This is a genomic window from Paraburkholderia sp. GAS199, from assembly GCF_050436585.1.
Classification (GTDB): domain Bacteria; phylum Pseudomonadota; class Gammaproteobacteria; order Burkholderiales; family Burkholderiaceae; genus Paraburkholderia.
This window is the reverse complement of the sequence record NZ_JBNDMM010000003.1, coordinates 72,227-96,726: the sequence shown is the minus strand read 5'-3', so window position 1 is coordinate 96,726 and position 24,500 is coordinate 72,227. Positions and strand designations below refer to the sequence as shown.

The following is a 24,500-nucleotide window of genomic DNA, read 5'->3' as shown; positions in this document are numbered from 1 at the left end:
ATGCTCGCTTCCATTACACGACCGGCGCGGCGGCCTGTTCTCCCGCCTTCAGAAAATCGACGAATGCGCGCAGCGGCGCGGGCAGATGGCGGCGTCCGGGATAGTAGAGAAACGGCCCGGAAAAGCGCTGCCACCACGGCTCCAGAATCGGTTCCAGCGCGCCGCTGTCGAGTTGCGGACGCAGCATGTCCTCGAACAGATGAATCACGCCCACACCGGCAACCGCCGCGCTCACGGCCAGATCCATGGCCGCGCCGGGACGCACCAGCAGCGGCCCGGACGGGTCCAGCCGCAGAATCTCGCCGTCGCGCTCGAAATCCCAGGTGGGCTTGGCGCCGCCCGCGAACTGGCCGCGCAAACAGGCATGCGAGAGCAACTCACGCGGATGCGTCGGGCGTCCATGCAGGTCGAGATAACCCGGCGACGCGGCGGTGGCGAAGCGCTGCACGCGCGGCCCGATCGGCACGGCGATCATGTCCTGTTCGAGCCGCTCGTCGTAGCGGATGCCCGCGTCGCAGCCGATCGACAACACGTCCACGAAACCGTCCTCGACCACCACTTCCACCCGAATGTCGGGGTAGGCTTTCAGAAACGCCGCCACGACGCCGGGCAGCACGATGCGCGCGGCGCTGGACGGCACGTTCAGCTTGAGCGTGCCGGTGGGTTTGTCGCGGAAACCGTTGAGCACGTCGAGCGAGGCTTCCATTTCGCTGAAGAGCGGCGTGATCCGCTCCATCAGACGCAAACCCGCTTCGGTGGGCGCGACGCTGCGCGTGGTACGGTTCAGCAGCCGCAGCCCGAGCTTCGCTTCGAGGCGCCGCACCGCAATGCTCAGGCTCGACGCCGACACGCCGCTGACACGCGCGGCGTCGCGAAAGCCGCCCGCCTGGGCGACCGAAACGAAGGCGGCGAGATCGTTGAATTCCATGGTCACTGTTCAATTTTCGAAACAACCCGTTCAATTTAGATCGGATTATCGAACAGCGCAAACGCTTCCATACTGTGTCGACCTCATCAAGGAGAACACCATGACGGACATCCACTCGCAGGACACCTTTCAGTTTGCCGGACGTGCGGTGCGCCGCATGGGCTATGGCGCCATGCAACTGGCCGGCCCCGGCGTGTTCGGCCCGCCGAAGGATCGCGCGGCGGCGCTGGCCGTGCTGCGCGAGGCAGTGGCGTCGGGCGTCAATCACATCGACACGAGCGACTTCTACGGCCCGCACGTCACCAACCAGATCATTCGCGAAGCGCTGCATCCGTATCCCGGCGACCTCACGATCGTGACCAAGCTCGGCGCGGTCCGCGACGACAAGGGCGGCTGGCTCCCCGCGCTCGAACGGGCCGACATCGAACGCGGCACGCACGACAATCTGCGCAACCTGGGTCTCGACGCGCTCGACGTGGTCAACCTGCGGATCATGGGCGACATTCACGCGCCCTCGGAAGGCTCGATCGAAAAAGAAGTCACGGCGCTGGCCGAACTTCAGCGCAAGGGACTCGTGCGGCACATCGGCCTGAGCAACGTGACGGCCACGCAGATCGCCGAAGCGCAGAAGATGGTCGACGTAGTCTGCGTGCAGAATCACTACAACCTCGTGCAACGCACCGACGACGCGCTGGTCGATTCGCTCGCGGCGCAAGGCATCGCGTACGTGCCGTTCTTCCCGCTCGGCGGCTTCACGCCGATCCAGTCGTCGGGACTGAACACGCTCGCGCAGAAGATCGGCGCGACGCCGATGCAGGTGGCGCTCGCCTGGCTGCTGCATCGCTCGCCGAATATCTTGCTGATTCCGGGCACGTCGTCGGTCGCGCATCTGCGTGAAAACCTGCAGGCGGCGAATCTGAAGCTGACGGACGCGGTGCTCGCCGAACTCGATGCGATCGGCAGGAGCGGCACGCACGATGCGGGTGCGGCCGGACACTGAGCGCGCCGTTCAGGCTCGAATCCGCCTGCCGGCTGGACCGACCTCTTTCACGCAGGTCGGTTAAGCTTCGGTGCACACGCATTGGGTCCGCGGAGACCGTTCGTTCGAACCGGTTGCAAAACCGCTCCGCGCCGACAGGCATTTCATTTTTCGAGCTTGAAACTCATGGACAAACAGGCACTCATCATCGGCGCAAGCGGGATCGTGGGAAGCAATCTCGCCGACCGGCTGATCGCCAACGGCTGGCACGTCGCCGGACTCTCACGCGGTCGCTCCGCGGTTTCGCCGGCCATCGAGTCGATCGCCGCCGACCTCACTTCCGCGCAATCCGTCAGCGAGGCGCTGGCCGGCAAGCGCTTCACGCATGTGTTTCTCACGGCCTGGTCGCGCCAGGCGACGGAGAAAGAAAACATCCGCGTGAACGGTGCGATGGTGCGCCACGTGCTCGACGCCGTGGGTCCCACCGGCACGCTTCAGCACGCCGCGCTCGTGACGGGTCTGAAGCATTACCTCGGACCGTTCGAAGCCTACGCGACCGGCGCGGTGCCGATCACGCCGTTTCGCGAGGAGCAGGGCCGCCAGCCGGTCGACAACTTCTACTACGAGCAGGAAGACCGTCTGTTCGAAGCCGCGCAACGCGACGGCTTCAGCTGGAGCGTGCATCGTCCGCACACCATCATCGGCTACGCGCTCGGCAATGCGATGAACATGGGCGTGACGCTCGCCGTCTACGCCACGCTATGCAAGCAGACCGGGCAGCCGTTCGTGTTCCCCGGTTCGGCCGCGCAATGGAACAGTCTCACCGACATGACCGACGCCCGTCTGCTCGCGCGGCACCTCGAATGGGCGGCGACTGCCGAGAATGCGCGCAACGAAGACTTCAACGTGGTGAACGGCGACGTGTTCCGCTGGCAGTGGTTGTGGCCGCTCATCGCCGGATACTTCGGCATCGAAGCCGCGCCCTTCGACGGCACCGTGCGTCCGCTCGAAGGCCGCATGCAGGATGCCGGCAACGCATGGTCGGAGATTGCCGCGCGCTTCGGTCTGAAAGAAGCGGATATCGGCAAGCTGGCGTCGTGGTGGCACACGGACGCCGACCTCGGCCGTCCGATGGAAGTGCTCACCGATATGACGAAGAGTCGCGTGGCGGGCTTCCTCGATTATCAGAGCACGCCCGACGCGTTCTTCGCATTGTTCGACCGTCTGAAGGCCGAGCGGATCATTCCGCAATAACCGTCGCGCACGAAACGCGCAACGCGCGAGTGCGCCGAATGCCCGTCAGCGTGTGCGATTGAACAGCGGCGAGGCATGGCTCGCGGCCGTCAGTTCCGCGGCGGCCGCCAGTAGTTTGGGACCGAGACTCGCCATGCGTTTCTCGTCGAGCCGCACCAGCGGCCCGGCAATGCTGATCACGCCCAAAGCCGGATAGCCGCGCCGCTGCAAAGGCGCGGCCATCGCCGTCATGCCGGGTGCGAACACTTCGTTGATGGTGGCATAGCCGCGTTCGCGCGCGGCGTGCACGAACTTCAGCAACGCGGCGATGGTGGTCGGCGCATTCGGGCCGTACTGCTTCGGCTGTCCGAAACCCTGGCGCGACACCAGTTCGAGTGCGCGCTCGTCGGTCATCGTCATCATCCATGCATGACCCGTGGCGCTGCACGAGAGGATCGTGTCCATGCCCATGTCCGGGTCGTAGCGCAAGCCTTTGAGCGCGCCCTGCGCCTTGGCTACCCAGGTCAGTCTGTCTCCATCCACGATAGCCAGCCGCACCAGTTCGCCGGACGTCTCGGCGAGCCGGTCGAGCATCGTCTGCGCGATGTCGACGATTCCCGACGTCGCGAGAAAGCCCAATCCTAAACCGACGAGTTTGGTGGTCAGCACGTAATCGCCGTGCTCGCGCAACTGGCGCACGTAACCGCATTGCTTGAGATCCGTCAGCAGACGATGACACGCGCTGCGCGGGATATCGAGCTCGTCGGCGATCATGGCGAGCGGCGTGCCTTCCATCTGCGTGGCGAGATATTCGAGTACCGCGAGGGTGCGTTCGGTCACGCCGGGCATGAGTGTCTCCTTCGTTTTCCAGCGGCAGTTTTGCACATTATGAGATGAGATTCCACCCTGGAATGGTGTCCCACCTACCGATGCTAAGCTCGGTTCAAGGTTGCGCAAACAGCTTCCCGGGAATCGACAAAGGAGACGAGATGAATCAGGACACACACGCCGCATCGTCGGCGCAAGCGGCCTCCGCGGCCGCGTCGCACGGCGCCATGAGAACGCGCGCCGTTACCGCTGCGGCCATCGGCACGGCGCTCGAGTGGTTCGACTTCACGCTGTACGGCGCGCTCGCCGCGACGGTATTGCCCAAGCTATTTTTCCCCGCCATGGACTCGACCTCGGCGCTGCTGGCCTCGCTCGCCACGTTCGGCGTCGGGCTGGCCGCGCGGCCGCTTGGCGCGATCATCTGCGGCCATCTCGGCGACAAACTCGGCCGCCGCAATCTGATGCTCGGCACCGTCACCGTGATGGGCCTCGCCTCGATGCTGATGGGCCTGTTGCCGACCTACGCAAGCATCGGCGTATGGGCGCCGGTTCTGCTGGTGCTTCTGCGCATTCTGCAAGGCTTCGCGCTCGGCGGCGAATCGACCGGCGCGCAATTGATGGCCATCGAACACGCCAGCGCCGACCGGCGCGGCAAATACTCGGGACTGCTCGGCCTGTGCTCGCCGCTCAGTCAGATCATGGCCAACGGCGTCCTGCTGCTGCTTTCCTCGACCATGACCGCGCAGGCCTTCGACGCCTACGGCTGGCGCATTCCTTTCATACTGAGCTTCATCCTGGTGGTGGTCGGCGTCTATATCCGCCTGCGGGTCAGCGAAACGCCGGCGTTCGTCGCCTTGCGCAAGACCGAAGTGGTCCACGTGGGCAGTCCGTTGCGCGATGCACTGCGCCTGCACTGGCGCACCGTCCTGCGCTGGATGCTGTTCTTCTGCGGACCGGCTGCGATCTTCTATCTGATCGTGGTGTTCTCGCTCAGCTACATCACCAAGACGCTCGCGATTCCGAAGCAGACCGGCTTTCTGCTGCTGATGGGCGCCAATGTGTGCGCGATCGTCGGGGCCCTCGCGGGCGGCATGCTGAGCGACCGGATCGGCCGCAAGAAAGCACTCGCCATCGGTTCGATCGCCACGCTGCTGATGCTGTTCGTGTACTTCCAGATTCTCGACACGAAGAGTTTCGTGCCGATGCTCGCGGCGATGGGTTTCTTCCTCGGCTTCACGCAATTCCAGAGCGGCATCCAGCCGGTCGCATTCGCCGAAGCCTTCCCGACCAACGTGCGCTATTCCGGCTCGGCGCTCGCCTACACCGGCGCGAATCTGATTGCCGGCGGCCCGATGCCGGTGCTGGCGGTATGGCTGTTCTCAGTGTGCAACGGTTCGCCGTGGGGCGTCGTCGCGGTGTGCGTCGTCTTCAACGTGATCTCGCTCGTGATGATCCTGACCGCTCGCGAGACGCTCGGCATCGACATGAATCGCGCCGACTCCACCGCGGCCGTGACGGGCGAAACCGGCTTTACCGCGGCCGGCATCGGCAACAGCCACCGCACCTGAAACAAGGTCGTGCCCGACGTGGCACGACCACGCATTTCCGAATTCCGCAAACAGGCGACATGAAAGATGACTGACCTTATTTACGTGCTGAACGGCTCGAACCTCAACATGCTCGGCAAGCGCGAGCCGCATCTGTACGGCTCGACCACGCTCGCGCAGATCGAGCAGCAGGTCCGGACCCTGGCGGGCAAACTGGAACTGCGCTGCGAGTTTCGCCAGACCAACAGCGAAGCGACCATGGTCGACTGGCTGCAGGAGGCCTTCGAGTGCGACGCCGCCGTCATCATCAATCCGGCGGGCTTTTCGTTCGCCTCGGTGCCGGTGTTCGACGCGGTCAAGCTGATCCAGCAACCGTTGATCGAACTGCACATCACCAACATCCACAAGCGCGACGAAACCTACCGGCACTCGCTGGTATCGCGCGCCGCCACCGGCGTGATCTGCGGACTCGGCGCGAACGGCTATCTCGTCGCCTTGCAGGCCATGGCGATGGCGCTCGGCAAAAGTCCGAACTTCGGCTGAAGCAAGGCGTTCAGGCTGCCGGCGCTCCAGCGGCAGGCCATGTTGCCAGACGTCATATATGAAGGTGTTGCAGCGGAGGAACTGCCAAGGGACAAGGCGAGGCGCGTCACATCTGCCTAAAAAATGCGCATGAATAAGGGAAAACCCGTATAATGCGCAGAATGAAGTCTGACAACTTGAAGGCAAGTGTTAGTCTTGACGCTCAGTCTTCAGGCGCGGTTTTCAATCGCGCAGTCAGACGCGTAGCCGATGTTTTCGCCCTCATCCGAAGCCCAACCCAGCCCGATCCGTGACTCCCTCCGCGACCGCCCTGCCTTTCCGTAACGCCCTCTTCGCGATGCTCGGCATCGGCCTCGTCAACATGCTGGTCGCCCTCGACCAGACCGTCGTCAGCACCGCACTGCCCTCCATCGTGGCCGAGCTGCACGGCTTCGAGTACTACGCGTGGATTGCCAGCGCGTACCTGCTGGCTTCGGTGGTCACCGTTCCCGTGTTCGGCCGTCTCGGCGACTACTTTGGCCGCAAGCGTTTCGTGATCGCGGCGGTCATCACCTTCACGGTGGCTTCGGTGCTGTGCGGTGTCGCCAACAACATGCTGTTCCTCGTGCTCGCGCGCGGACTGCAAGGCGTGGGCGGCGGCATGATGGTCGGCACCGCGTTCGCGTCGATTCCCGATCTGTTCCCCGATCCACGCGCGCGGGTGCGCTGGCAAGTGGTGATGGCGGCGGCTTACGGCATCGGCACCGCCGCCGGTCCGTCGCTCGGCGGCTGGATGAGCGAGCACTGGGGCTGGCGCTCCACGTTTCTCATCAACCTGCCGGTGGGCGCCGCCGCGCTCTATTTCATCTGGGCGCATCTGCCCACGTTCAGCCGTCCGCATGAAGGCGAGGTCAAGATCGACTGGCTCGGCGCCGCGCTCGTGGCGGGTGTGCTGGGCTGCCTGCAGGCTTTTATCGAAGCCGTGCCGAAAGACGGTCTCACGGCCGGCAATCTGGCGCTCGGCGTCTGCGTGATCGGCGGCACCGTTGCGCTGCTGATCTGCGAACGCCGCGCCACGCATCCGATCATTCCGCTCGATCTCTTCAAAGACGCGCAACTCGTCACGCTCTTCATTCTCGGCTTTCTGTCCGGCTTCGTGATGTTCTCGCTGATCTTCTTCGCGCCGCTGCTCCTGCAAGGCGGCTTCGGACTGTCGCCGCAACAGGCCGGTCTGCTCGCCACGCCGATCGCCGCCTGCATCGCGCTCGGCAGTCTGCTGAACACGCGCGTGGTGATTCACATGAAAAAGCCCACGCAGATTCTTTCTATCGGTTTTGCCTTGCTGCTGTTCGCGTCGATCGCGCTGGCGTTCGCCAATCCGGACACGCCGCACGTCTGGATCGAATTGCCGATGGGGGCCGTGGGCATCGGCCTCGGTTTCATCCTCAACAATCTGAATGTGTTCGGTCAGGAGATCGCCGGGCGCGAGCGCTTCGGCATCACCACGGCGCTGCTGCAATCCACGCGTATGGTGGGCGGCATGCTCGGCACGAGCATCGTCGCAACGGTGGTCGCGCATCATTACCGCGACGTGGTCACGCGCACCATCAACGTACTCGGCGCGCCGGCCGCCGCGCAATGGCGGCCGCGTTTCGTCGACCTGCGCATTCTGATCGACGAAGCGTCGCGCACGAAACTGATCGCCGACATGAAGCCGTCCGGCATCGACCCGCTGGTGCTGATCGACACGGCGCGCGACGCGCTGGTGCAGTCCATTCACATCGGCGTCTGGCTGACCGCCGTGGCCGCGCTTGCGGCGGCCTTGCTGGTGCAGCGGATTTCACACGTGGTGTTCCGCCGCGCCTGAGCCTATCGGCCCAGATTTACCGCGCGTTCAGCGCACCAGGCACGGCCGCTTGTTGTCGAACTTCCAGTTCGGAATCAGATATTGCATGGCCACGCCGTCGTCGCGCGCGCCGAGGCCGTGCTGCTGATACAGCGCGTGCGCCTTCTCCAGTTCGTCCATGTCCAGCTCGATGCCGAGCCCCGCCTTCTGCGGCACCTTCACCTTGCCGCCGACAATCTGCAACGGATCGCGCGTCAGACGCTGACCGTCCTGCCAGATCCAGTGCGTATCGATTGCCGTGATCTTGCCCGGCGCGGCCGCCGCGACATGCGTGAACATGGCGAGCGAAATATCGAAGTGGTTATTCGAGTGCGAGCCCCACGTCAGGCCCCAGTCGTTGCACATCTGCGCCACACGCACCGAACCCTGCATGGTCCAGAAATGCGGATCGGCAAGCGGAATGTCCACCGATTGCAACTGGATCGCGTGGCCCATCTGGCGCCAGTCGGTCGCGATCATGTTGGTGGCGGTCGGCAGGCCGGTTGCGCGACGGAACTCGGCCATCACTTCGCGGCCCGAATAGCCGTTTTCCGCGCCGCACGGATCTTCCGCATAGGCGAGCACGTCGTGCTGGTCGCGGCACAAACGCACCGCTTCCGCCAGCGACCACGCGCCGTTCGGGTCGAGCGTGACGCGTGCATCCGGGAAGCGTTCGGCGATCGCCGTGACCGCTTCGATTTCCGCGTCGCCCGCGAGCACGCCGCCCTTGAGCTTGAAGTCGTTGAAGCCGTAGCGCGCCTGCGCGGCTTCGGCAAGACGCACCACGGCTTCGGGCGTCATCGCGACTTCGGTACGCACGCGCTCCCAGTCGTCGCGTCCGTCCGCGCCGCTCGCATACGCCAGATCGGTCTTGTTGCGATCGCCGATGTAGAACAGATAGCCGAGCATTTCCACTTCGTCGCGTTGCTGGCCTTCGCCGAGCAGCGCCGCAACCGGCACGCCGAGATGCTGGCCGAGCAGGTCGAGCAGCGCGGCTTCGAGCGCGGTGACGGCGTGAATCGTCGTGCGCAGATCGAAGGTCTGCAAACCACGGCCGCCCACGTCGCGGTCGGCGAATTGCGTGCGCGCCTTGTTCAACATCGCCTGCAGATTGCCGATCGACTGACCGACCACGAGCGGACGCGCGTCGTCGATGGTCTTGCGGATGCTTTCGCCGCCCGGCACTTCGCCGACGCCGACGTGTCCCGCGCTGTCACGCAGAATGACGACGTTGCGCGTGAAGAACGGACCGTGCGCGCCGCTCAGGTTCAGCAACATGCTGTCACGACCGGCGACGGGCACGACGCGCAGTTCGGTGACGATCGGCGTGGCGTTCGGTGTAACGTTCGATTGGGCAGTATTCGTGGACATGATAGTGATCGGCGGGTTAAGCCTGCGAGTGAAGTTGGATAAGCGCGCGGTTCGGCCATGAGCCGGGCCGCCGCGCCGTGTCGTTCAGGAAAGCCGGCGTGGGTCGGGATTGCGCATGTCAGTGCACGTTGCCAGGCAAGGCGTGCGGCCCGGCGTCCTCGTCCACGCGACGATTGCGCGTCAGGAATCCCGCCGCGGCTGCGATCAGCGACGCCACGCCGAGCCCGTACAGACCGCCGGTAATCGAGCCGGTGTGCTGCTGCAGATAGCCGAACGCGGCCGGCGCGAAGAAGCCGCCGAGATTGCCCACCGAGTTGATCAGCGCGATCACGGCAGCGGCCACGCGGGCATCGAGATAGCCTTGTGGAATCGGCCAGAACAGCGAGGCGGCGGCCTTGAAGCCGATCGCCGAAAAACAGATCGCGACGAACGACAGCACCGGATTGCCCGAGGTCGACGCAAACAGCCCGCACGCCGCGATCACCAGCGCCGCCGCGAGCCAGGCCTGCTGGAAGCGCCACTTTGCCGAGAGCACGGCGAAGCAGTACATCGCCACCATCGCGATCAGCCAGGGAATCGTGTTGAACATGCCCACCTGGAAATCCGACAGACCGCCCATCTTGCGAATGATGGTCGGCAGCCAGAAGGTGGCCGCGTAGATCGTCAACTGGATCGCGAAATAGAGGAAGCAGAACAGCAGGATTTGCGGGTCTTTCAACAATCTGGCCGCCGGCAGATGCGCGCCGCCCTGCGCTTCGCGCGCGGCCTGTTCGGCGGCGATGGTGCTTTGCAGGGCAGTCTGCTCGTCGGTAGTCAGCCAGCCGGCGTCACGAATTTTCGACTTCAGCAGCAGCCAGCTCGCGCCGCACAGCACGATCGAAAAGCCGCCTTCGATCAGGAACATCCACTGCCAGCCGTGCAGACCGAAACCGCGGATCGACAGCAGACTGCCCGTGATCGGACCCGACAGCACCGACGCCAGCGCCGAGCCGCCGAGAAACACCGCGACCGCGCGGCCGCGATGCTGTTGCGGCAGCCATTGCGTGAAGTAGAACACCACGCCCGGAAAGAAACCGGCTTCGGCAACACCGAGCAGAAAGCGCAGCACGTAAAACGAGGTGTCGTTCCAGACGAAGGCCATGGCACCCGCCACCAGTCCCCACGTGCCCATGATGCGCGTGAGCCAGGCGCGCGCGCCGTACTTTTGCATCAGCACGTTCGACGGCACTTCGAACAACGCATAGCCGACGAAGAACAGACCGCTGCCCAGACCGTACGCGGCGGCGCCGATACCCAGATCGGCCTGCATGTGCGAATTGACGAAACCGACGTTGACCCGGTCGATGTAGTTGGCGATGAACATGATGAGGAAAAGCGGCAGAACGTGCCGCTTGACCTTCGAGACCGCCGATTCGAGCGGGTCTGTCGTGGAAGCGAGAGCAGGCGTCAAGAGTGTCTCCGGTGTCGGCTGCGACGCGACGCGTCCGGGTTCTGAAATTCGTCGCCCGAATCACGTGATATGTCGTCTGACGACAGTCTACTTTTGACGCTGACGGATGCCAATGCAGTGTTTACCCTTTGCCACTCTCCCCTTTACCGACGGGAAATCGGGCCGACGTGGCGTTCCCACAGCAAAACAGGCCGAAATTATCCAAGACGTCTGATGACTCATCCGGGTTTAGCGCTACAATCGACCCGTCAGCCCAACGAAGCCACCGGTTCGGACCCGCGTTACCGGCCGCCGGATTCCGGTCGCGCGCCGTCTCCGGCAGAGGCTATGATGGCTGCGTCGGCACGTCAGACGACATGTCGCCTTCCGCAACGATTATTTTTTGTCCGGCAATCGATCCGTCCCAGCAATGAGCAGCCTAACTGAGAAGGTGGTGGCCACCCTGTCCGATGAAATCCGGCGCGGCGCCTTGCGCCCCGGAGACCGGATTCCCACCGAAGTCGAAATGATGAAACAGCTTTCGGTGAGCCGCTCCGTGGTTCGCGAGGCGATTTCGCGTCTGCAGGCGGCGCGCGTGGTCGAAACGCGCCACGGCATCGGCACGTTCGTGCTGGCGCCAACGGTCGATAAACCCGTGCAACTGGCGAGCGCCGATCTCTCCAGCATGCTCGACGTCATGGCCATCATCGAATTCCGTATCGACGTCGAAGCGGCGTCCGCCGCGTTGGCGGCCACGCGGCGCACGGAGCAGAACCTCAGGCAGATTCGCAGCGCGCTCGACCAGTTCGAGTCGGAACTCGAACGCGGCAGTACCGACGTGACAGCGCACGACGTCGAGTTCCACCTGCAGATTGCCCGCGCAAGCGGCAACCGCTATTTCTTCGACGTGCTGAGCCAACTCGGCCGCGCGGTGAGTCCGCGTACGCGACTCGGGTCGGCCGAAATCGCGGAACTCGACCATATCGAACTGCTGCGCAACGTGCTCAGCGAACACCGGTTGATCTATCGCGGCATCGAGCGCCAGGACCCCGACGACGCACGCGCCGCCATGCGCATGCATCTGAGCAATAGCCGCGAACGGTTGCGGCGCGCGCATGCGCTGAGCCATACGAACGGCTGATCGTCCGGCAGACCGGTCGATTCGCTCGCACTGCAATCAGTACATTCGTACTGGTTCGCGAACAACCTGATCCGGCAGTTCATACGCCGGCAAAACCATTAGCTCCTGATTATTCGCCTGCGCGGACAACTGCATTCGTCCGCGGCCGCTTGATGCGACCAATACGTTCGTCCATATTTCGCCATCAGCTTGTTGCTGAAGTTTTCCGATGGACGCGTACCCTTTCGACAATCAAGAGGCATCCAATGAAACTCACAGGAAACACCATTCTCATCACGGGCGGCGGATCGGGCATTGGCCGTGGTCTCGCCGAAGCGTTCCATCAGCTCGGCAACCAGGTCATCATCGCCGGACGCCGTAAGGCCAATCTCGAGGAGACGGTGGCGGCCAATCCCGGCATGCGTTCGGTCGAACTGGATATCAACGATCCCGCCAATATCGCCGCGGTGTCGCAGCAACTGATCGCGGCGTATCCGTCGCTGAACGTGCTGATCAACAACGCCGGCATCATGCAGATCGACGACCTCAGCCAACCCGTCGACGACGCGCTGATCGTCTCCACGCTGACCACCAACCTGATGGGTCCGATCCGCATGACCGGCGCGTTGGTGGAACATCTCAAGCGGCAGGATCACGCGACCATCGTCAATGTGTCGTCGGTGCTCGGCTTCGTGCCGCTGGCAATTTCGGGCGTGTATTCGTCCACCAAGGCGGCGATTCACTCGTATACGCAGTCGTTGCGCTACAAGCTGAAGGACACCTCGGTGCGCGTGGTCGAAATCGCGCCGCCGTGGGTGCAGACCGATCTGCTCGACAGCAGGAACGAGCCGCGCGCCATGCCGCTCGCGCCGTTCATCGAGCAGACCATGCACGAACTCGGCACGGACGCCGACGAAGCCGTGGTCGAGATCGCGCGCCCGTTGCGCAATAACGCCGGTCCGAACGAAGCCGCCTTCGTCACGCAATTCAACGACATGTTCAACGGCGCCTGAGCGCCTCGAAGCCGGCGTCGCTGCCGCCGTAGAATCGTCGGAATGGGGCCGCCGCGTCAGGCTCGATTCGCGTTTTGCCCCAGACCATCGCAGCCACGGCCCGCATTGAACCATGACACAATGCGGGCCATTCGTATTGCAGACTCGCCGCGCCGCCGGACCATCTCGACCATGCCGAAGCCTTCACACAAAGACACGCTGATCACCGAGGGAATGCGCGTGATCCATGAATATGGATTCAACGGCGCGAGCGTGCGCGACATCGTCAAGGCGGCCGGCGTGCCGCATGGATCGTTCACGAATCACTTCGCCTCGAAAGAAGCCTTCGGACTCGAAGTCATCGATCTATATGTCGAGCGGGCGCGCGAGGAACTTCGCAACACGCTCTGCAACGACGAACTCAAGCCGCTGTTTCGCCTCGGCAAATACTTCGACGTCCATATCCGGCTCATCAGCCACAATGATTCGCGCAACGGTTGCCTGCTCGGCAATTTCGCGGTCGATTCGAACGACAGCGAGGCGATCCGCGCGCGCATCAACGCGATCTTCGTGGAAACCGAGAGGTGTGTGCTCTACTGTCTGACGGCGGCGGTCGACGCGCGCGAGTTGCGCGCCGACACGAACTGCGAGCAACTCGCGCCGTTCATCGTTTCCTCGATGCAAGGCGCGTTTCTGCTCGCCAGGATACAGCGCGATCCCGCACCGGTCGTCAACCTGAAGGAAGTGTTGTTCAGCCGGATTCTGCAACGCGCATAACGAGGAGCACCGCATGACGATGTCTCAGGATGCCAATCGCTCCACCGGCGCCACCTTGCCCGTCGCCGGAGAAAGCGGCGCTGCGTCGAGCGCGATGGACCGCTTCGGCTCACTCAACATCTTCGTGCGCGCAGCCGAAACCCGCAGCTTCACCGAAGCGGGACGCCAGCTGGGCATTTCGTCCTCGGCGGTCGGCAAGGCTATTTCGCGGCTCGAAGGCCGGCTGGGCGCGCGCCTTTTTCACCGCAGCACGCGCAGCATTACGCTCACGCCCGAAGGCGCCACGTTTCTGACGCGCTGCCAGCGCATCGTGTGCGAAATCGAAGCGGCCGAAACGGAACTGGCGCTCGCGCATGCCGAGCCGCGCGGACGGCTGCGCGTGAGCATGCCGATGGTCAGCACGCTCATGATGCCGGTGATCGCCGCCTTCATGAAACAGTATCCCGACATCCTGCTCGACCTCGATTTCTCCGACCGCATGGTCGACGTGATCGAGGAAGGCTTCGACGTGGTGACGCGTACCGGCGACGCCAGCGACTCGCAACTCGTCACGCGTGTGATGGGGTCGTTCCGGCAGGTGATCGTCGGCTCGCCGGCCTATTTCGCGCAGCGCGGCGTGCCGAACGAACCGGAAGATCTGCGCGATCACGTGTGTCTTCAACACCGCTTTCCGAGCAGCGGCAAATTGCGGCGCTGGCCGCTGAGCCGCGACGGCGAGACGCTCGATATCGAACTGCCGACCATTGCCATCGCCACCGCGGTCGAACCCTTGACCTCGCTCGCGGAGCAGGGTCTCGGGCTGACGTGCGCGCCGGATTTCACGGTGCGCGCGCAACTGGCGCAAGGGTCCCTCGTTGCCGTGCTGCAACCTTATCTCGACAGCCCCAGCACGTTTCGCGCGCTGTGGCCGTCGGGGCGGCAGATCGCGCCCAAGGCGCGAGTCTTCGTGGACTTCCTGAGCCAGCATCTGTTTCCCGCTGCCGAACCGCTCAGGCCGTAACGGCTTCGTCGGCGTGGAACGGATAGTCGGTGTAGCCGACTTCCGTGCCGCCGAAGAACGTCGGGCGGTCGTACGCGTTGAGCGGCAGATTGCGGCGCAGACGCTCCGGCAGATCCGGATTCGCGATGAAGTCGCGGCCGAAAGCGACCAGGTCGGCGTCGCCGGCAGCGATGATCGCTTCGGCCGAGTCGCCCTTGAAGCCGCCCGCGGCGATGATCGTGCCGGCGTAATGCTGGCGGATCGTGCGCGTGGCAACCGGTTCCTGGTCGCGGCTTTCGTCTTCCACGTTACCCACGATGCGCGGCTCGATCAGATGCAGATAAGCGAGGTCGAGCTTCGCGAGTTCGGAGGCGACATACGTGAAGAGTCCGACCGGATCGCTGTCCGACATGTCGCCGAACGCGCCGCTCGGTCCGAGACGCACCGCCACTTTGTCGCTGCCCCACACCGAGATCACAGCTCGCGTTGCTTCCATCAGCAGGCGCGCACGATTTTCGAACGAACCGCCGTAGGCATCGGTGCGCTTGTTGCTGCCGTCCTGCAGGAACTGGTCGAACAGATAACCGTTCGCGCCATGCAGTTCCACGCCGTCGAAACCGGCTTGCACGCCACGCTGCGCGGCCGTGCGGAAGCCCTCGACAATCCCGGCGATTTCATGCGTTTCCAGCGCGCGGTTCGGCGTGTTCGGCACCCAGCCAGCGTTGGTGTACGCCACGCCGCCGTGCTCGATTTCGGACGGACCCACCGGACGTCCGCCGCCCGGTTGCAATTCGGCATTCGACTGACGTCCGGCGTGGTACAGCTGCAGGAAGATCTTGCCGCCCTTCGCGTGGACCGCGTCCGTCACTTCGCGCCAGCCGGCGATCTGGCTGTCGTCGTAAAGACCGGGGGCGCCGAGGTAGCCGTTGCCGTTGGCGGCGGAGATGGTCGCTTCGCCGATCAGCAGAGCGCCCGGCGACGTGCGTTGTGCGTAGTACCCGGCCATCAGTCGGCCGGGACGCGCGCCTTCTTCGGCGCGCATACGCGTCAACGGTGCGAGCACGACGCGGTGGGCGAATTCGTAGGGTCCGACTTTGACGGTGCTGAAGAGCTTGCTCATGATGTTCTCTCGAAGGTGATCCGGTGAAGGAGTGCCGCTCGCGTTGTGCGTTGTCCGGCGTTGACGTCAATCTATAGGCACGCGTCGCGCGGAAAAACGGTCCGGCGCTCCGAAGATTGCGGACCGGCTCGTCCGCAATGCACGGGAAGCCTTGTGCGACGGGGCCGGCCGTCGGCGGCGGATTGTTGCGATGGCGCGGTATCTGTGTTTCACCGCGCCGCGCCGGCTACTTTTCGAGCACGTCCTTGAGCGTGGCGTGGCGCGTGTCGAAGTTCATGATGACCAGCAGACTGAGGGCGGCGAGCAGCGCGCCGAAGCGCAGCGTGGCGGCAATGCTCAGGTGATCCACCACCGCGCCGCCCGACAGCGAGCCGAGCGCGATGGCGATCTGCACCGTGCTGACGAATAGCGACGAACCGGCTTCCGGACGATCCGGCGAGGTCAATTGCATCCAGACGCTCAGGCACAGCGGAATCGCGCCGTACGCGATGCCCCACACCATCACCGCCGCGATTACCCCGACGCGCGACGCCTGCAGCCATGGCAGGGCCACCAGCGCGGCCAGCACCAGCGCACCGAGCGTCAGCAGCGACGCCTTCAGGTGACGCGTGACGAACGCCGACGCCACGAAGTTCGCGACGAAACCGACGACGCCGAAGCCGAGCAGCACGGCCGTGACCCACGACGCGCCGAACGACGCATTGCGTTCGAGAAACGGCGCGATGTAGGTGTAGGCGGCGAAATGCGAGCCGAACAGCAGGCCGACCATCAGCAGACTGCGGCGCACGCTCCGGCGCGACAGCATGGCGCGGAAGTCGTCGGTACGCATGGCGGCTTTGGGCGGCAGCGACGGCAACAGCAGCGCCTGCGCGGCCAGCGCGAGCGCCGCCAGCACGGCGGTGGCAAAGAACGACACGCGCCATGAACTCAGGTCGGCGATCAGCGTGCCGAGCGGTACGCCGATCACGGTGGCCAGCGTGATGCCCATGAAAATCGTCGCGCTGGCGCGGGCCGCCTGATCCTCGCGCACCAGTTGTCCGGAGGCGCCGAGCGCGACCGTCCAGAATCCGCCGAGGCTCGCGCCGAGCAGCGCGCGGCCCAGCAGCATGACGGCGAAACTGGGTGCAAGCGCCGACACGACGTTCGACGCCAGCAGCAGTGCCGCCAGCAGCAACAGGATCAGTCGACGGTTGATGCGTCCGGCGGCGAGCAGGAGCACCGGCGCGGAGATCGCGGCGATGATGCCCGGCGTCGTCACCATCAGACCGGCCGTGCCGGGCGTGACGTGAAGTTCTTGCGCGATCTGCGGCAGCAGGCCGACCGGCATGTATTCGGTTGCGACGAAGGCGAACGAGCCGATCGCGACCGACATCACCGCGAGCCAGGAAGGTCCGCGCGTCGCCGCGCCGGCGTCGTCGGGAGTCGGCCCGTTGGGCGCGATCGCGCTCGGGCTGGACAGTTGATTGGCATCCATGGATGTACTCCGGTTCAGACAGATGTGGAATCCGGCGGGGCGTCGCGCGACAGGCGCGCGTGACCGGCGGGGAAAACTGCGTGTCGGAACGGAGAGTAGAGGGATCGATGGGGAATGTGGCTCCCCTTCAACGCGACGAGCGGGCGACGCGCTATCATCGGGACGCGCCTGGGCAACGCCGATACCGCTCACGGGTTTCGCCCAGCAGCGACGGCAATAAAACAACGACGAGGCAGTCACGATGCACGCGAATGACACACCGGCGCGTCCGGCACGAAGGACTTGATCGTGGCGCTCGGCAATATCAACGACATCGCCACGTTCGTTTCGGTGGTCAAGGCCGGCAGTTTCACCGCGGCGGGACAACAGTTGGGTATCACGCGCTCGGCGGTGGGCAAGATCGTCGCGCGGCTCGAAGCGCGATTACAGGTGCGGCTGCTGCATCGCACGCCGCACAGCCTCGGACTCACCGACGACGGCGCCGTGTTCTACGCGCGCTGCACGCAGATTCTCGACGACCTCGAAGAGACCGAAACCGCGATGGCCGTGCGCAGCGCCACGCCGACCGGCACGCTACGCATCAGCCTGCCGATCGCGCTGGGACACCGTCAGGTGTTGCCGATCATCGAATCCTTCCTCGCGCAGTGGCCGGCGGTCAGCGCCGAGGTGAGCTTCTCCGACCGCTTCGTCGATCTGGTCGACGAAGGCTTCGACGTGGCGATCCGCGTCGGCGAACCGAAGCCGGATTCACGGCTGATCGCCCGCACGGTGGCCACGCAGAAACTGCTCACGTGCGCGTCGCCCGCCTATCTCGCGAAACGCGGCGTACCGGCCACGCCCGCCGATCTCGCGCAGCACGACTGCCTGCATTTCGTCAGCGCGGGTCGTCCGCAGCCGTGGGTTTTTGCCGGAACGGATCAAGCCCTGGTGGACACAGACAGCCGTCTGAAAATGGATAGCGCCGAAGCCTTGATTGCGGCGGCGGTAAATGGCGCGGGTATCGTGAATATGCCGACCTATCTGCTCGCCGACGATTTGCGACACGGCCGTTTGCAATCGCTGCTGCAAGCATTCGCCATCGAGCCGCTGCCGATTCGCGCGATTTATCCGACGCGCCGCCATTTGACGCCGAAGGTCCGGCTTTTCATCGATTGCCTGCTCGAAGCGTGGCAGCCCGTGCCGCCGTGGGAAGGCGCGGAGCTTTAAGACAAAGAAAAAAGCAATCGGCCGTTTGAATTAGCGGATTCAAGCCCGTATTCCATTGACGCAAACCGGGGCAAACACCATGAATACGAATCCGCGCGAATTATTCATTGCACGTTTCTTTCAGCTTCAAATAGAACCCGATTATCCGTCTTATTCCTCTGTTTAATCGGGCCGCCGCTCCACGATAATCTGATTCGCGCGCGACCGTGGCGTAGTCAAGCTGCGGCGACGGGCACTTCCGAAATCTTCGAAAAACACACAAAGATAATGAGTCAATTTCGAATAGTCCTGGCCATCGCTACGCTTTGCGCAGTCGCGCCGGCTTACGCCGCGCTCGGCTCCGCTCCCACCTATCCCGTGACCGCCAGCAGCACCAGCGCGGCCGCATCGACTCAGAGCACGGCGGCAGTCGCGCGCTTTGCCGCGAGCAGCAACGCGGCAACGGCGTCCTATACCGTCAGCCAGACCACGCTCGCGTCGGGCGTGGTGGTGAGCGAATACATCGCCGCCAACAACACGGTGTTCGCCCTGTCGTGGGAAGGCTCGACCATGCCGCCCCTCAAGACGCTGCTCGGCACCTACTTCCCGTCCTACGTCCAGGGACTCACCGACGCGCGCGCCGCGCAAGGTGGCGGCTTCGGTCCGGCGGTGGTCCGTCAGTCCGCTCTGGTGGTGGAGACGGGCGGTCATATGGGTGCCTTCGTGGGCCGGGCTTATTTGCCTCAAGCGCTGCCGCAAGGCGTGAGCGCTGACGACATCAAGTAAATCAACAAAATCAATCGAGAGAATAAAAGTGCGCAAAATCGCATGGATTTTTGCCGTTACGCTCGGCCTGAGTCTGGCTGCATGCGGCGGGGGTGGTGGTGGTTCGGATTCGACGACGTCAAACAACCAGTCGGGAGGCGGCAACACCGTCGTGCAGCCGGCCACGCAATCGACGCCTAACGTGCTCGCCGCGGACGCGACGGCTGTGCCGACCTCGTCTTCGGCGAGTAACACGCTGCCGGTCACGGTGTCGGCCACCGGCATTGCGAATCAGCCGATGGTCAGCGTGACGATCTGCTCGCCGGGTACCAACGGCGCCAACAATTGCTCGGTCATCCCGAACGTGCTCGTCGACACTGGTTCGTACGGGCTGCGTGTGTTCAAGTCGGCGCTGTCGACGACCACCTACAACACGCTCACGCAGGAAACGGTCGGCTTGCCCGCGACGCCGCTCGCCGAGTGCGCCGTGTTCGGCAGCGGCTACGGCTGGGGCACCGTGCGTCTCGCGGACGTCAAGCTCAATGCCGAGATCGCCCAGAACGTGCCGGTTCACGTGCTCGCCGACCCGGAGCTGACGACCGCGACGCCGAGCGACTGCCAGAACGGCATCGCGCTGATCGACTCGACGGCCATGGGTGCCAACGGGATTCTCGGCATCGGCAGCAGCCCGACGGATTGCCCTGCCTGCGCGATCACGCCCAACACGAGCTTCTATTACACGAACGCCGGCACGGTCACGACCGTCCCCACGACCCAGCAGGTCACGAACCCGGTGGCGCTGTTCCCCGCCGACAACAACGGTGTGATTCTGGAAATGGCGCAAGTGTCCGACAGCGGCGCGGCGTCGGCCACCGGCACACTGGTGTTCGGCATCGACACGCAGTCGAACAATGCGCTGGCCGGCACGAGCGCGACGCTGATCAAGACCACCAGCGGCGGTGTCTTCACGTCGGTCTATAAAGGCGTGACGCAGCGCAATTCGTTCTTCGACTCGGGCTCGACCGCGCTGTTTTTCCCCGACCTGACCATCGCGCGCGAATCGACGCACGGCTACTACGTGCCGACCACGACGCAAGGCCTGTCGTCCACGTTGACGACGATCAGCCCGGCGACCGTGAACTTCGGCTACAACGTGGCGAACGCCGGGACGCTGTTCACCACCGCCAGCAACATGGCGTTCAACAACCTCGGCCTGTACATGAGCGGCGTGTTCGACTTCGGCATTCCGGCGTTCTACGGACGCCATGTGTATTACGGCATCACCGGCAAGACGTCGACGGGCGGCGGCACGGGGCCATATGTGGCGTTGGTGTCGAGTTGATCTTTCGGTAGTCAAGCTTTGGAAAAACCCGGCCCGCGCGCCGGGTTTTTTCTTCTGGATGCCGGTTTCCCGTAGACCCTTGCCGCGCCGATCAAAACACTGGCAACCTAACCACTCTCCCGGCTACGGCGACAATCGCGATGGCATCCACCGATTCCTTTCACGACGACGACCTCGCGCACTTCGAAGCGCACGGCACCGCGCCGCTGCCGGCTCCGCACGCACAAGGCCATGTCACCCACGACGCCGCACGAATCTGGTACGCGTCATACGGGAGCGGCACGCCGTTGATTCTGCTGCACGGCGGCCTCGGTCATAGCGGTAACTGGGCGTATCAGGTGCCGGCGCTCGTCGACGCCGGTCACTGCGTGGTGACGATCGACAGTCGCGGCCATGGCCGCAGCACGCGTGACGAGCGGCCCTATTCGTACGAACTGATGGCGTCCGACGTGCTGGCCGTGATGGACACGCTGCACCTCGGGCGCGCCGTGCTGGTCGGCTGGAGCGACGGCGCCTGCACTGCGCTCGTGCTGGCAAGCCAGGCGCCGGAGCGCGTCGCGGGTGTGTTTTTCTTCGGCTGCAATATGGACCCAGGCGGCGCGAAGGAATTCGTGCCGACGCCGATTATCGATCGCTGCTTCAGCCGTCATCGTCAGGACTATGCGCGCCTGTCGGCCACGCCGGACGGGTTCGACGCGTTCGTCGCCGCCGTAAGCGAGATGATGCGCACCCAGCCCAACTATTCGGCGGAAGATCTGGCGCGCATCCACGTGCCGGTCGTGATCGCGCACAGCGAGCACGACGAATTCATCAAACCGGAACACGCCGCGTATCTCGCCCACACCATTCCGGGCGCGCGCCTGCGCGTGCTGCCGGGCGTCAGTCACTTCGCGCCGCTGCAGCGGCCCGCATCATTCAACGCCGAAATCCTGGACTTCCTGCAATCACTCGGTTGGTGAAACGGCGCTGCGCTTCACTATCTGGACAATCCCGCGAAATTTCACGATGTGGCATGACCGCTTGCTTCGTAAAAAATCGTGGTGCGTGGCACAAATCCGTCATTTCGCAATGTCGCCCCACGTTGCACATCGCGAAACGATTGACGTATATCATTGTTTTTAAATGATTTTATTTGCTAGATCGAACCGTCTAACAACCCCTTGCGCCGCGAATTGCTGACGTAGACTCTTTTACAAGAGCCGACGCTTCAGGTGGTCAGCGAAACGGGCGGTGCAAGACGGGATGAAGGCGCGACGCAGTCCTCTCCTGCTTGTCCCCGCTCAAGCTGCCTCGGCACAGCGATTTTTAATTGGCAATTGGGAGACGAAAAATGAAAGGCTTTCGCTTTGGATCGACCCAGGGTGCGTTCTACATCATGCCGGGCCAGGATGGCTGGGAAGCCACCTACGGCAACGAGACGCTTGGTGAATTTTCGAGCCCGCAACAGGCGGCCGATGAAGTGGCGCGTGGCCTGACCTGCTCGCATCTGACAGAAGTGGATACGTCGACGCTCGAAATTCCCGAAAAACTCAGCGATTGGGAAATCGTGCACGTCTAAGGGCGGATATGACCGCCAGATTCCGGCAGCCAGAAACGACGATGGCGCTCATTTCGAGCGCCATCGCCTTCTTTACTGCCTGGTTTGCTGCTTACCGCGAATGCAGCAGATGCAGCGTGCTATTGCCTGAACGTTCCGGCCGTCGCTTAAGCCACCGCGTCGACGATCTTGTTCAGCGTCGCGCTCGGGCGCATTGCCTTGCTCGTCAGGTCGACGTTCGGACGGTAGTAACCGCCGATGTCCACCGGCTTGCCCTGAGCTGCCGCCAACTCTTCGATGATCTTCGCTTCGTTGTCGGCCATCGCCTTCGCCACGCCGGCGAACTGCGCCTGGAGCGCCGCGTCTTCGGTTTGAGCGGCCAGTGCTTCGGCCCAGTACATCGCCAGATAGAAGTGGCTGCCGCGATTGTCGATGCCACCGATCTTGCGCGCCGGCGACTTGTCGTTGTCGAGGAACTTGCCCGTAGCCTGATCCAGCGTCTTGGCCAGCACTTGCGCCTTCGGGTTGTGATACGCCGTGCTCAGGTGTTCGAGCGACGCCGCCAGTGCCAGGAATTCGCCGAGCGAGTCCCAACGCAGGAAGCCTTCTTCCACCAGTTGCTGAACGTGCTTCGGCGCCGAACCGCCCGCGCCGGTTTCGAACAGACCACCGCCTTCCATCAGCGGGACGATCGACAGCATCTTCGCGCTCGTGCCCAGTTCCATGATCGGGAACAGGTCGGTCAGGTAGTCGCGCAGCACGTTGCCGGTGACGGAGATCGTGTCCTTGCCCGCGCGGATGCGTTCGAGCGAGAACTTCGTGGCTTCGACCGGCGTCAGCACGCGGATATCCAGACCCGCGGTGTCGTGGTCTTTCAGGTACTGCTCGACCTTCTTGATGATCTGGGCGTCGTGCGCGCGAGCCGCGTCGAGCCAGAAAACGGCCGGCGTGTTCGTGGCGCGGGCGCGGTTGACCGCCAGCTTGACCCAGTCCTGGATCGGCGCATCTTTGGTCTGGCACATGCGCCAGATGTCGCCCGCTTCCACCGGCTGCTCGATCAGCACCGTGCCGGCGGCGTCCGTGACACGCACCACGCCGTTTGCCGGGATCTGGAACGTCTTGTCGTGTGAACCGTATTCTTCAGCTGCTTGCGCCATCAGACCGACGTTCGGCACCGTGCCCATCGTGACCGGGTCGAACGCGCCGTGCGCCTTGCAGTCTTCGATCACGGCCTGATAGACGTCGGCGTAGCAACGGTCCGGAATCACGGCCTTGGCGTCGTGCAGCGCGCCGTCGGCACCCCACATCTTGCCCGACTCGCGGATCATGGCCGGCATGGACGCGTCGACGATCACGTCGCTCGGCACGTGCAGGCTGGTAATGCCTTTATCCGAGTTGACCATGGCCAGGTGCGGGCGCTGCTCGTACTGTGCCTTGATGTCGGCTTCGATTTGAGCAACCGTCTCTGCCGGCAGGTCTTTCAGACGTGCGTACAGGTCGCCGATACCGTTGTTCGGGTTGAAGCCGACCTTGGCCAGCGCGTCGGCGTGCTTCGCCAGCACGTCTTTGTAGAACACCGAAACCACGTGACCGAAGATGATCGGATCCGACACCTTCATCATGGTGGCTTTCAGGTGCACCGAGAACAGCACGCCCTTGGCTTTCGCGTCGGCGATTTCCGCTTCGATGAAGCTGCGCAGCGCGTTCTTGCTGAGCACCGATGCGTCGATGATCTCGCCTGCCTGCACGGCGGTCTTTTCCTTCAGCACCGTCTTCGTGCCGTCCGCGGCCGTCAGTTCGATCTTGACGGTGCCGGCTGCCGGGATGAGCGCCGACTTTTCGCTGCCGTAGAAATCGCCGCCGCTCATGTGCGCGACGTGCGACTTCGAATCCGCCGACCACGCGCCCATCTTGTGCGGGTGCTTGCGAGCGTAGTTCTTCACCGACAGCGGCGCGCGGCGATCCGAATTGCCTTCGCGCAGCACCGGGTTCACCGCGCTGCCCTTGATCTTGTCGTAGCGGGCCTTGACGTCTTTTTCAGCGTCGGTCGTGGCGACGTCCGGATAGGACGGCAGCTTGTAGCCCTGATCGCGCAGTTCCGCGATCGCGGCCTTCAGTTGCGGCACCGACGCGCTGATGTTCGGCAGCTTGATGATGTTCGCTTCCGGTCGCGTGGTGAGTCCACCCAGCTCCGCCAGATCGTCGGAACCCTTCTGTTCCGCGGTCAGGAAGTCCGGAAATGCAGCAATGATCCGGCCGGCAAGCGAGATATCGCGCGTTTCAACGATCACGTCGGACGAGCGCGTGAACGCCTTGACGATCGGCAGCAGCGAGTAAGTCGCGAGAGCAGGCGCTTCGTCGGTCAGGGTGTAGATGATCTTCGGCGGTGTGGACATGTTTGATGCTTTGCTTGGGGTGAAGTGGTAGACAGAGCGTTCGTGGCGCTGAGCCCGCGAGTTTTGCGACGAAGCAGCGTAGGTGCGGCGT

General features: G+C 63.9%; 21 protein-coding genes. 14 read left to right on the top strand and 7 right to left on the bottom strand.

What is annotated here, in order from left to right:
• Positions 1-13: 13 nt before the first annotated feature.
• Positions 14-928, bottom strand: coding sequence for a LysR family transcriptional regulator (locus P3T18_RS12105; RefSeq protein ID WP_429300168.1), 915 nt, complete (start codon positions 926-928; stop codon positions 14-16).
• 100 nt (positions 929-1,028) lie between these two features.
• Between P3T18_RS12105 and P3T18_RS12100 the strand changes: the two genes are divergently transcribed.
• Both P3T18_RS12100 and P3T18_RS12095 read left to right on the top strand, forming a co-directional pair.
• The gene (locus P3T18_RS12100; protein WP_429300167.1) at positions 1,029-1,928 is read left to right on the top strand and encodes an aldo/keto reductase family oxidoreductase; all 900 of its coding nucleotides are present in this window, start codon (positions 1,029-1,031) and stop codon (positions 1,926-1,928) included.
• Positions 1,929-2,093: 165 nt separating this feature from the next.
• On the top strand, positions 2,094-3,161 hold the full coding sequence (locus P3T18_RS12095; RefSeq protein WP_429300166.1) for an SDR family oxidoreductase: 1,068 nt from the start codon (positions 2,094-2,096) through the stop codon (positions 3,159-3,161).
• A gap of 45 nt (positions 3,162-3,206) precedes the next feature.
• On the opposite strand, the gene P3T18_RS12090 is transcribed toward P3T18_RS12095, so the two are convergent.
• Positions 3,207-3,989 carry an IclR family transcriptional regulator gene (locus tag P3T18_RS12090; protein ID WP_429300165.1) on the bottom strand — a complete coding sequence of 261 codons (783 nt, stop codon included), beginning with the start codon at positions 3,987-3,989 and terminating at the stop codon, positions 3,207-3,209.
• A 206-nt stretch (positions 3,990-4,195) separates the two neighbouring features.
• On the opposite strand from P3T18_RS12090, the gene P3T18_RS12085 reads away from it, so the two are divergent.
• The 3 genes from P3T18_RS12085 (at position 4,196) to P3T18_RS12075 (ending at position 7,904) form a co-directional block, all read left to right on the top strand.
• Complete coding sequence (locus P3T18_RS12085) at positions 4,196-5,536, top strand: MFS transporter (protein ID WP_429301073.1); 1,341 nt, start codon at positions 4,196-4,198, stop codon at positions 5,534-5,536.
• Positions 5,537-5,602: 66 nt separating this feature from the next.
• The gene (locus P3T18_RS12080) at positions 5,603-6,058 is read left to right on the top strand and encodes a type II 3-dehydroquinate dehydratase (RefSeq protein WP_429300164.1); all 456 of its coding nucleotides are present in this window, start codon (positions 5,603-5,605) and stop codon (positions 6,056-6,058) included.
• Positions 6,059-6,395: 337 nt separating this feature from the next.
• Positions 6,396-7,904 (top strand): MFS transporter, encoded by a 1,509-nt coding sequence (locus P3T18_RS12075; protein ID WP_429301072.1) that lies wholly within the window; start codon positions 6,396-6,398, stop codon positions 7,902-7,904.
• A gap of 27 nt (positions 7,905-7,931) precedes the next feature.
• Here the strand turns inward: P3T18_RS12075 and gudD are convergent, their stop codons facing one another.
• Both gudD and P3T18_RS12065 read right to left on the bottom strand, forming a co-directional pair.
• Entirely contained in the window at positions 7,932-9,293 is a 1,362-nt protein-coding gene (gene gudD / locus P3T18_RS12070) for a glucarate dehydratase (RefSeq protein WP_429300163.1), read from the bottom strand.
• A 118-nt stretch (positions 9,294-9,411) separates the two neighbouring features.
• Positions 9,412-10,743 (bottom strand): MFS transporter, encoded by a 1,332-nt coding sequence (locus P3T18_RS12065; protein ID WP_429300162.1) that lies wholly within the window; start codon positions 10,741-10,743, stop codon positions 9,412-9,414.
• Positions 10,744-11,152: 409 nt separating this feature from the next.
• Here P3T18_RS12065 and P3T18_RS12060 point away from each other — a divergent pair, with 409 nt between their 5' ends.
• The 4 genes from P3T18_RS12060 to P3T18_RS12045 all read left to right on the top strand — a co-directional run bounded on the left by P3T18_RS12060 (position 11,153) and on the right by P3T18_RS12045 (position 14,611).
• Positions 11,153-11,863 carry a FadR/GntR family transcriptional regulator gene (locus tag P3T18_RS12060; RefSeq protein ID WP_429300161.1) on the top strand — a complete coding sequence of 237 codons (711 nt, stop codon included), beginning with the start codon at positions 11,153-11,155 and terminating at the stop codon, positions 11,861-11,863.
• A gap of 245 nt (positions 11,864-12,108) precedes the next feature.
• The gene (locus tag P3T18_RS12055) at positions 12,109-12,855 is read left to right on the top strand and encodes an SDR family oxidoreductase (RefSeq protein WP_429300160.1); all 747 of its coding nucleotides are present in this window, start codon (positions 12,109-12,111) and stop codon (positions 12,853-12,855) included.
• A gap of 171 nt (positions 12,856-13,026) precedes the next feature.
• Positions 13,027-13,611 carry a TetR family transcriptional regulator C-terminal domain-containing protein gene (locus P3T18_RS12050; protein ID WP_429300159.1) on the top strand — a complete coding sequence of 195 codons (585 nt, stop codon included), beginning with the start codon at positions 13,027-13,029 and terminating at the stop codon, positions 13,609-13,611.
• Between the two features lie 13 nt (positions 13,612-13,624).
• The gene (locus tag P3T18_RS12045; protein ID WP_429300158.1) at positions 13,625-14,611 is read left to right on the top strand and encodes a LysR family transcriptional regulator; all 987 of its coding nucleotides are present in this window, start codon (positions 13,625-13,627) and stop codon (positions 14,609-14,611) included.
• Here the strand turns inward: P3T18_RS12045 and P3T18_RS12040 are convergent.
• Together P3T18_RS12040 and P3T18_RS12035 are read right to left on the bottom strand one after the other, a co-directional pair.
• On the bottom strand, positions 14,601-15,710 hold the full coding sequence (locus P3T18_RS12040) for an alkene reductase (RefSeq protein WP_429300157.1): 1,110 nt from the start codon (positions 15,708-15,710) through the stop codon (positions 14,601-14,603). The two genes, P3T18_RS12045 and P3T18_RS12040, sit on opposite strands and share 11 nt — an antisense overlap.
• A 226-nt stretch (positions 15,711-15,936) precedes the next feature.
• Positions 15,937-17,184 (bottom strand): MFS transporter, encoded by a 1,248-nt coding sequence (locus tag P3T18_RS12035; protein WP_429300156.1) that lies wholly within the window; start codon positions 17,182-17,184, stop codon positions 15,937-15,939.
• Positions 17,185-17,472: 288 nt separating this feature from the next.
• Here P3T18_RS12035 and P3T18_RS12030 point away from each other — a divergent pair, with 288 nt between their 5' ends.
• The 5 genes from P3T18_RS12030 to P3T18_RS12010 all read left to right on the top strand — a co-directional run bounded on the left by P3T18_RS12030 (position 17,473) and on the right by P3T18_RS12010 (position 22,034).
• Positions 17,473-18,390: a LysR family transcriptional regulator gene (locus P3T18_RS12030; RefSeq protein WP_429300155.1), complete on the top strand. Its 918-nt coding sequence runs from the start codon at positions 17,473-17,475 to the stop codon at positions 18,388-18,390.
• Between the two features lie 267 nt (positions 18,391-18,657).
• Positions 18,658-19,155: a DUF2844 domain-containing protein gene (locus P3T18_RS12025; protein WP_429300154.1), complete on the top strand. Its 498-nt coding sequence runs from the start codon at positions 18,658-18,660 to the stop codon at positions 19,153-19,155.
• Between the two features lie 28 nt (positions 19,156-19,183).
• The gene (locus P3T18_RS12020) at positions 19,184-20,476 is read left to right on the top strand and encodes a DUF3443 family protein (protein WP_429300153.1); all 1,293 of its coding nucleotides are present in this window, start codon (positions 19,184-19,186) and stop codon (positions 20,474-20,476) included.
• Positions 20,477-20,616: 140 nt separating this feature from the next.
• Positions 20,617-21,435: an alpha/beta fold hydrolase gene (locus tag P3T18_RS12015; RefSeq protein ID WP_429300152.1), complete on the top strand. Its 819-nt coding sequence runs from the start codon at positions 20,617-20,619 to the stop codon at positions 21,433-21,435.
• A gap of 371 nt (positions 21,436-21,806) precedes the next feature.
• Positions 21,807-22,034 (top strand): hypothetical protein, encoded by a 228-nt coding sequence (locus P3T18_RS12010; RefSeq protein WP_429300151.1) that lies wholly within the window; start codon positions 21,807-21,809, stop codon positions 22,032-22,034.
• Between the two features lie 146 nt (positions 22,035-22,180).
• Here P3T18_RS12010 and P3T18_RS12005 read toward each other — a convergent pair whose 3' ends face one another.
• Positions 22,181-24,409, bottom strand: coding sequence for an NADP-dependent isocitrate dehydrogenase (locus tag P3T18_RS12005; RefSeq protein WP_429300150.1), 2,229 nt, complete (start codon positions 24,407-24,409; stop codon positions 22,181-22,183).
• Positions 24,410-24,500 lie beyond the last annotated feature (91 nt).